Source organism: Bacillota bacterium, from assembly GCA_040754675.1.
Classification (GTDB): Bacteria; Bacillota; Limnochordia; order Limnochordales; family Geochordaceae; genus Geochorda.
The window spans coordinates 1-8,843 of record JBFMCJ010000141.1 but is presented as its reverse complement, the minus strand read 5'-3'; the positions used below and the strand labels follow the sequence as shown (position 1 = coordinate 8,843).

Annotated in this window: 6 protein-coding genes; 3 read left to right on the top strand and 3 right to left on the bottom strand. The window is 69.3% G+C overall.

Going from position 1 to position 8,843, the window contains the following annotated elements; all coding sequences use genetic code 11:
• The first annotated feature begins 171 nt into the window (after positions 1-171).
• The 3 genes from AB1609_09810 (at position 172) to AB1609_09800 (ending at position 5,148) form a co-directional block, all read left to right on the top strand.
• Entirely contained in the window at positions 172-1,785 is a 1,614-nt protein-coding gene (locus AB1609_09810; protein ID MEW6046759.1) for an ABC transporter substrate-binding protein, read from the top strand.
• Between the two features lie 2 nt (positions 1,786-1,787).
• Positions 1,788-3,227, top strand: a complete 1,440-nt coding sequence (locus AB1609_09805; GenBank protein ID MEW6046758.1) for a M20/M25/M40 family metallo-hydrolase — start codon at positions 1,788-1,790, stop codon at positions 3,225-3,227.
• Between the two features lie 118 nt (positions 3,228-3,345).
• The gene (locus AB1609_09800) at positions 3,346-5,148 is read left to right on the top strand and encodes a M28 family peptidase (protein ID MEW6046757.1); all 1,803 of its coding nucleotides are present in this window, start codon (positions 3,346-3,348) and stop codon (positions 5,146-5,148) included.
• A gap of 136 nt (positions 5,149-5,284) precedes the next feature.
• Here AB1609_09800 and AB1609_09795 read toward each other — a convergent pair whose 3' ends face one another.
• The 3 genes from AB1609_09795 to AB1609_09785 form a co-directional block, all read right to left on the bottom strand.
• A complete protein-coding gene (locus tag AB1609_09795) occupies positions 5,285-6,013 on the bottom strand; it encodes a hypothetical protein (protein ID MEW6046756.1) in 729 nt (242 codons plus the stop codon).
• A gap of 12 nt (positions 6,014-6,025) precedes the next feature.
• Positions 6,026-7,234 (bottom strand): hypothetical protein, encoded by a 1,209-nt coding sequence (locus AB1609_09790; GenBank protein ID MEW6046755.1) that lies wholly within the window; start codon positions 7,232-7,234, stop codon positions 6,026-6,028.
• Positions 7,235-7,307: 73 nt separating this feature from the next.
• Positions 7,308-8,843: FGGY family carbohydrate kinase (locus tag AB1609_09785; GenBank protein MEW6046754.1), on the bottom strand; the 1,536-nt coding region annotated here is incomplete at its 5' end.

Below are 8,843 nucleotides of genomic sequence, written 5' to 3'. Positions count from 1 at the left end.
CCGGCGCGGCACCAAACAGCAGCACTCGCTCCCGCGTCAACAAAACGAAGCCAGGCGACGCACGCCCCCGAAGCGAAGAAGCGGAGGTGAGCAGCAGGGGCACGAGGACAAGGACCCGGGGTCACAAGTTGCGAGCACTTGAAGGTTGAGTGGGAAAAGGAGAGGAGTCGAATGGCACCGAAGCGTCTGATCCACTCTCTTGTCGTGCTGGCCGCCGTCGCGACTCTGGCCCTCGCCGCAGCCGTTCCGGGGCCGGCCGCCGCGGCGGAGAAGGTGATCCGGGTCGGACTGTGGAGCGCTCCCGGCAACCTGAGCGCGATCAACGCTGATTCAAGCTACGCGTATTTCATCGTCCGGTTCATCTACGATACGCTGGTCGAGATGCGGCCGGACACGAGCTTCGCCCCGCGGCTCGCCCGCTCGTGGGAGATCTCCCCCGACGGCCGCACCTACACGTTCCACCTGGACCCGAAAGCCACGTGGCACGACGGCAAGCCCGTCACGGCGGACGACGTCCTGTTCACGGTCACCACGGTGGCCACGCCGGGCGTTCAAACCAACCGCGGCAACGCCATCAAGGCCATCGAGGGCCTGGACGCCAACGGCAAGATGACCGGCGACTCCATCCGGGGGGTTCGGGTCATCGACGCCCACACCATCGCCGTGACCACCAAGACGGCCACCGACCCGGCGCGCTTCCTGGAACAGTTCGGCACGGGCCTGTTCATCATCCCCAAGCACCTGCTCGAAAACCTCAAGCCCGATGAACTGGCCAAGGCGGACGCGCTGCTGCGCCCCGCCGCGGGCAGCGGGCCGTTCCGGTTCGTGCGCTACGTCCCCGATCAGTTCGTCGAACTTGTGCGCTACGACCGCTACTACCGCGGGCCGGCCAGGGTCGACCGCATCCTGGTGCGCATCGCATCAGCTCCCTCCATCTCGGCAGCCCTCATCAACGGCGAGATCGACGTGGTGGCGGGGCCCGGTATCGGCGAGGTGCCCCTGCAGGACTGGGAGCTGATTCAGAAGGCCGCCAACTTGCGCCCCGTCACCGCACCGTCGCTGGGCTACCAGTTCCTCGCCATCAACAACGCCCGGCCCTCCTTCCAGGACGTCCGGGTGCGCCGGGCCATCGCGACGGGCATCAACGTGGATCTGATCGTGGAGCAGCTTTTCAAGGGCCAGGCCGTACGGGCTCGGGGGCCGTTCTCGCCCATCACCCCGTACGAAAACCGCAACCTCGCCCCCATCCCTCATGACCCCGCAGCCGCCCGCAAGCTTCTGGCCGAGGCCCGCTGGGATCCGGGGCGCACCGTTGAGCTCCTCGTGCCCACCGGCAACGCGCTGCGGGAGCAGTCCGCCAGCATCATCCAGGCCAATCTGCAGGCCATCGGCATGCAGGTACGCATCCAGCGCCTGGACTTTCCGACGGTGCTGAGCCGGGTGTTCAAGGACGACTACGATCTCGTGCTGCTGGGCTGGACCGATACGTTCGACCCGGACCACGTCAGCTCCACGTTCCGCACCGGCGGCCAGTACAACCTCTCCAACTTCTCCGACCCGAAGGTCGACGCGCTCATCGACCAGGCGGCCGCCGAGCGAGACCCCGCCAGGCGCAAGGTACTCTACGACGAGCTGCAGGTGCTCTTCCAGGAGAAGGTGCCCGTGGTCTTCCTCTACTACCCCAACATGCTGGCAGCGGTCAACAGACGGCTGGTCAACGCCGACCCGGGCATCGTGCCCTTTGAGTTCCGGGCGGCCGAGTGGGACATCCAGGAGGCGAAGTGACAGTGACCGGCGCAGACGCAGACATCCAACGCGTCGTGGAGCACCTCAGGGCCCGCTTCGAAGAGGGCCTCGAGGCCGTGCGGGCCTTCCTGCGCACCCCGAGCGTCAGCTACACGGGTGAGGGGATCCGGGAGACGGCCGAGCAGGTGGCGGGATTCATCCGCGACCTGGGTGGGGAAGCCCGAGTCGCGCCGACGGAAGGCCATCCGATCGTCTTCGGGCGCCTCGACCAGGGCGCCCCCCACACGGTGCTGGTCTACGGCATGTACGACGTGATGCCGGCGGACGAGCCCAACTGGTCGAGCGACCCGTGGGGCGCCGAAACCCGGGATCTGCCCCGCCTGGGGCGCAGCATCATCGCCCGGGGGGCCGTCAACACCAAGGGGCCGCTTGCCGCGTTCTTCCGGGCGGTAGCCGGGTATCAGGCCGTGGCGGGACGGCTTCCCGTCAACCTCCTGTTCGCCATCGAGGGCGAAGAGGAGATGGGCAGCCGCCACTTCCGGCCCTTCGTCGAGGCCCACGCCGGCGAACTGAAGGCCGCCAGCGCGGTGCTCTTCCCGTTCTTCAGCCAGGACGAGGAAGGGGTGCCCTTCCTCACGCTCGGCACCAAAGGCATCGTCTACTTCGAACTGGAGTGCCGGGGCGGCGACTGGGGCGGCCCGGCGGAACGTGGCATCCACGGCTCCTACAACGCCTGGGTGGCCAACCCGGCGTGGCGGCTCGTCCAGGCCCTCGCCACGCTGGTGGACGCCGACGAGAACATCCGGGTCGAGGGCTTCTTCGACGGCGCCGAACCGCTGCCGGAGGAGGAGCGGAGGCTCTTGGAGGAGCAGGTGCGCAGCGGGCGGCTGGACGAGCGGCCCTTCATGGAGTTCGAGCACGTGCGCCGCTTCAAGGGCGGCCTGCGGGGGCTGCCCTTGTGGGAGCGGCTCTTCAGCCAGCCGCAGCTCAACGTAGACGGCATCGCCGGCGGCTACACCGGCGAGGGGACCAAGACGCTGCTGCCCCATCGGGCGCTTGCCAAGCTCGACGTCCGGCTGGTGCCAAAGATGGACCCCGAGCGGGTGGCGCAGGCCATCCGGCGGCATCTCGATCGGCACGGGTACGCTGACATCGAGATGCGGGTGCTCAACACCTGCCCGTGGTCCAAGGTGGGGCTGCACGAGCCGGCGGTGCAGGCGATGCTCGACACGTACCGCGCCATGGGGGCAACGCCCCAGATCTGGCCCCTCAACCCGGGTTCGGCACCCTACTACGTCTTCGAGCGGGTGCTCGGGATCCCTTACGTCACCGGCGGCATGGGGCACGGCGGGCGGCAGCACTCCACCGACGAGTACTGCACTGTGCAGGGCGTGCTGGACTTCGAGATCTCGATGGTGCGGTGGCTGCACACATACGCCGCGCTGATGGCCCGGCAAGGCGCAGGGGGCGGCGGAGCCTGACGGCGGGCGGGCGCCGAGCGCCCCGAACCACGCCGCCTCGGGAGCAGCCTGAGTGAGAAGGGTTCTGAGAACCGAGAAAAGCGCCAACGTCTCGGGGGATGAGATGGAAAGGTCAACGATGCAAGAGACGCAACATGCGGGCCAAACATCCGCCGGCCTCGGCCCCGCGGAACGGGCTTTTGTCCAAACCATCACGGGAGACGAAGCGTGGCGGCTGGTCGAATACTTCGCCACCCTCAACCGGGAATCCGGCTCCGAGGACGAACGCCGGGCCGCCCGTTACATCGCCGAACGCCTGCAAGCGGCGGGCGTGCCGGTGGCCGTGCACGCGCCGCAACTGTACCTGAGCCTGCCCCGGGGCGCGCAGGTGCGGCTCGGCGGTGAGAGCGGCCTGCGCGTTCGAGCCAAGACGCCGTCGTTTTCGGTCTCGACGGGAGACGGCGGGCGTACCGCTCGGCTTGCCTACGTCCCATCCGGGTTTGCCTGGGGAAGCGCCGACCTCTTCCAATCGGGCCTGGGCGAACCGGACAGGCGCGACCTGGAGGGGGCCGTGGCGCTCACCGAGGGGCTGCCGTTGCCACAAAAGGTGGCCGACCTGCAGGCTCGGGGGGCGGCCGCCGCCCTCTTCGTCAGCCCCGGCGAGCGCATCCACGAGGCCGTCTGCACACCCATCTGGGGCGGCCCTGACCTGGAAAACCAGCACCGGAGGCCGGCCATCCCGGTGGCGGCCGTGAGCAGGCCGGATGGGCGACGCCTGGTTGCGGCGGCCCGGGAGGCCGAGGCTGCCGGCCGGTTGCTGGAGGTTACCGTGGTGACCCGCCTGGAGGAGGGGCTGTTCTCCTGTCCCGTGGTCGTGGCCACCATCCCCGGGGCCGGCGAACCGGAGGCATTCGTGCTCCTGCACGGCCACCTCGACTCCTGGCACGTTGGCGTCGGCGACAACGCCGTCGGCGACGGGGCGATGCTGGAGATTGCGCTGGCGCTTTGGCAGCACCGGGAGCGGCTGCGCCGAAGCGTGCGCGTGGCCTGGTGGCCCGGCCACTCACAGGGGCGTTACGCAGGATCGACGTGGTATGCGGACACGTTCGCGCTCGATCTGGCCGAACACTGCGTCGCCCACCTCAACTGCGACTCGCCCGGGTGCCGGTGGGCCGAGGTGTTTGAGGACGTCTCGTGGACGCCCGAGCTGGAAGGGTTCGCCCGCCAGGTCGTCCGGGATCTGACCGGGCAGGAGGCTCGCGGCGGGCGGCCGCCACGGGCGGGAGACTACTCGTTCAACAACCTCGGAATCAGCGCGGCCTTCATGCTGTCCTCGACCATGCCGGACGCCCTGCGCCAGGCGAAGGGCTACTACGGCGTCGGCGGCTGCGGTGGCAACATCGAGTGGCACACCGAGGCTGACACCCTGGAGGTGGCCGACCGCGCCCTGCTGACGCGAGACACCCGGGTCTACGGGCTTGCAGTGTGGAGGCTGGCCACCGCCGAGGTGCTGCCGTTCGACTTCCGGGCGACCGTGGCCGACATGCGGCAGGCCGCTTCTGGATATGCGAACGCGGTGCGGGCCCGCGGGGACCTGCAGCCCGTCCTGGACGAGCTCGACCGGCTGGATGGCGCCCTCGCCAGGCTCCGGGCAGCGCAGCAGGCAGGGAAGGTATCGCCGCGGGCCCTCAACCAGGCGCTCTTGCGGCTCAGCCGCATTCTGGTGCGGCTGCACTTCGCGCGCCAAGACCGCTTTCGCCAGGACCCGGCGCTGCAGATCCCGCCGCTTCCGGATCTGGCCGCGGCCGAACGCCTGGCTGCCCTGCCGGAGGGTAGCCTCGAGGCGTTCTTCGCGGCCAATTCGCTGGTTCGGGGGCGAAACCGGGTTGTCTACGAACTGCGCGAAGCGACGCGACTGGTCGAGGAGCTCTTGGTCGCCTGACATGTGAACGGCCGCCCTGCCACATCGCGGGCGCGACGTCTCAACCGGGGCCGGGCAATAGCCCGGCCCCCATTCTTCCTTGCCCCAACCGGGTGTCCGGTTGGGTGCCGGGTACCTCGAAAGCTCGCCGGGCCCGTCATCCTGGCGTGCCGTGAACAACCTCCACCAACCGGGAAAGGACTCCCGCCGGGTCGGGCTGTTGCCACACGTTGCGCCCGAAGACCAGCCCGGCTGCGCCGGCCGCCACGGCCTGCCGCGCCACCTCGAGGGGTTCGGCCGCACTCCTGCTGCGCACGCCGCCGAGGATCACGACCGGGACCGGACTCTCTTCGATGATGGTTCGAAACTCGTCCGCCGGCGGGGCGAATTGGATCTTCAGGATGTCCGCGCCCAGTTCCACCGCGATGCGTGCCATGTGGGCCAGCTGCTCGACGGTGAGTGCCTGCGGGGGACGATCCGGATACGCCCAGACGGTGGGCTCGACCATGACCGGTATCCCCAGGCGCTGCGAGGCCTCCACCGTTGAGGCGACGAACGCCATGTTGTCGGCAAACGCCTTGAGCCCGGAGTCGCCGAAAATGAGCAGCAGCTTCACGCAGTCCGCACCGAGTGCGGCGGCCTGTTCCAGCGAACCGAGCACCCGGTGTTGCTGACCGGCCGCCGCCCCCTGCGGCATGGTCGAAGTGAGGTGGAGGTTGAGCCCGAGCACTGCGGCCGGCCCACCCCGCCCGGCAAGGCGCGGCGCGACCCTCGGCAGGACCCCGGGGTTGACCAGCACCCCCTGCGGCTTCACGGGAAGCAGCAGATCCAGCGTCTTCTCGAGATTCTCAAGCCCTTCGGGGCGCCCGAGGATTCCGTGGTCCAGGGCGACGATTCGTCAGTCGAGGGGGAAGACCGTGTACACACGCAGGGTGAGCTCCCCGTCGTTGACGAAGGAGGCCGCATGGGCGGGCGCGACGAGAAACTCGGTCATCCCTTCCGTTTCCCGCATGCCGATGCGGTGCCCGTTGAGCTGCCCCGAACCGCTCCAGACGATGCCCGCCCACGGCCTGGGGTCGGCGGCCCGTGTGTAGCGGCGGCCCGGCTCGATCTCAATCCCTTCGCCGTAGAAGCGGTCGAAGAAGATACGGAGCCGCCGGCCCCACGGCCCCGCTTCGAGGACCTGTGCCTCTCGACGGTACTTCCTCCGGAAATGAGGGTCGATGCAGACCTCCCAGTCCACCGCCTGCCGCAAGAAATCCTCTTCGTCTCGCAGGCCGCGCAGCATCATCCGCTCGCGCAAGTGCTGCCGCTCGCCGCCGCCCACCCGCACACCCAGCTGCCACGCCGCGAAGTTGAAATCGTCCTGGGGCAGTTGAATCTCAAACGTCGGCCACGGCCCGGGGGCGTGAAGCGTGCCGGGAAGGATGGTCCAGCCCTCGTACGGGCGGATTTCATAGGCCGTTCCGAGGGCGTACATGGCGTCGCTTGCGCCAAACTCCCTCAGCGCCACCAGGACGTCCTCGCGGGTGGTGCCCGGCTTCAACCCCAACCGGGAGATGACCCGGCCCAGGTTGCGGTTGTACGGGGGGACGTCCACCGGCAGGAAGAAATAGGCCTCCAGCTTGCCGGGCGGGCGCATGCGCCCTTCGACGACGTAACCGGCGTGGACGTGAAACGGGATGGGCGGGACCTCCTCTTCGGCCGGCACGTGGCGAAACGGCCCGAAGCCGGGCACGACCGGCTCGCCGCCGATGTCCAGCACTTTGGTCAGCGGCCAGCGAGCAAGGTACTCCCCGAACAGGGCGTCTCCGGCCGCCGATGCCGCCTCGTTGAGGGGTACGCGGTCCCCGTCCGCCAGGAGCAGGCGGGTGATTCCCTCCCCGGGCCTCGGGATGTCGTTGCCCGCCTGGGTCATCGACATGATCCACCACTCGACGGGCACGTATCCCCGATCGTCCTGAAAGCCTTCGCCGAACCGGCTGTTTTTCGCAATGAGGTCGCGCCCCGTGTACATGGCCCGCCCCACCAGCGCCGGTTCGGCAAAGACGACACCACCCTGGCGCTCCAGGGTCTGCTGCACCCGTTTGCTCAGCCCGTCCGCCATTCCATGAACGCCTCCTGCGTCCTCTCCTGTGTCCTTGACCCCGTCTGGCTCCGGTGCACCCGATCTGTCCGCGCTACGACCCCGCCAGCTCTTCGAGTTGCGCATGCAGCCCGGCGAGGGCCGGGTAAAGCCGGCGGTACAGCTCGTGATACGGCCGGTAGCGCTGGAGCATATCCGGGCGCGGCAACACCGTCCGGGAAACCCGCGGCACGTGCCGGGCCGCCTCGACGGGGTCCTTCCAGATGCCGGCTCCCACCCCGCCGAGCAGCGCCGCCCCGAGGGTCGTGGCCTCCTCGATGGCGGAGACCTCCAGCGCGAGGTTGCTGATGTCGGCTTTGAGCTGCAGCCACAACTCGTTCCGGGCACCGCCGCCGATGGCCGCCACCCGGCGGGCCCCGGTGCCGGTCAGCGACGTCAGGCGGTGGACGATGTAGGCAAACTCGTGGGCCAGCCCCTCAACGGCCGCCCGCACCAGATCGCTGCGGCGATGGTAGGGCCGCAGGCCCACCCATGCCCCTTTCGAAAGCCCGTCGGGTGGGGTGACGGCGCCGCGGAGGTGTGGCAAAAACAATAGCCCGCGGCTTCCGGGCGGCGCCTGTCCGGCGAGGGCCATCAGCCGCCGGTAAACACCGCCGGCGCCCTCCCCGGTGCGCCTGGCCGCCTCTTCTTCGAGCTCACCCAGTGCCGCCCGCAGCCACTCGATGGTGCCGCCCGCCGTCTGAAGCGCCCCCACCGCGTAGTACCGATCCGGCACGACGTGGCACCCGACGGCGAAGCCCGATTCAAACAGCTCCCGGCTGAAGACGGGCCGATCGAGGACGACGATGATGGCCTCGGCGGTGCCGATGGAGTCGAGTACGTCGCCGGGCGCCACGATGCCCGCCGCCAGCGCCCCGCACCAGTGGTCCTGGCCTCCTGCGGCCACCACGGCCGATGCGGGCAGGCCCGTGGCCTCCGCCACTTCAGCGCGCAGGCGCCCGAGGGCTGTGCCGCTCGGCACCGACGGGGGAAAGAGCGCCGGGTCGATGCCGGCCAGGCTCAGCAGTTCGCCCGACCACGCCCTCCTGCGGATGTCGAAGGCCATGGTGCGACAGGCGAGCGAAAAGTCCATGGCCTGCTCGCCGCTCAGCCGGAAGGCGACGTAGTCCGCCATGCAAAGCCAGCGGCGGGCCCTGGCAAAGCTCGCCGGCTCGTGCTCCCGGATCCACATCACCTTGTTGACGGAGGCGATGTATTGCGGCGGAAAGCCGGTGACCTCATAAACCCGGTAGGGGTCGGCCCTTTCTCGCCAGAAGCGCCCCTGCACCTCCGTGCGCGGGTCAAACCAGGCGATGGCCGGATAGAGCGCCTGGCCCGCTGCGTCCACGAGCACACCGGCCTCCCCCATCGAGGTGACGGCGATGCCGGCCACGTTGCGCACCTTTTCGGGGCCGAGCTGGCGGGCCACTCCACTCAGGCCGTCCGCCACAAACCCCCAGACTTCCTCCGGGTCGTAGTAAGCCCGCCCGCCGGGCTCCTCGTGCACCATCACGGGGCGCCGGAGATGAGCAAGCTGCCGGCCGCTCTCGTCGTAGGCGGCCACCTTCCAGTTGGTGGTGCCGATGTCGAT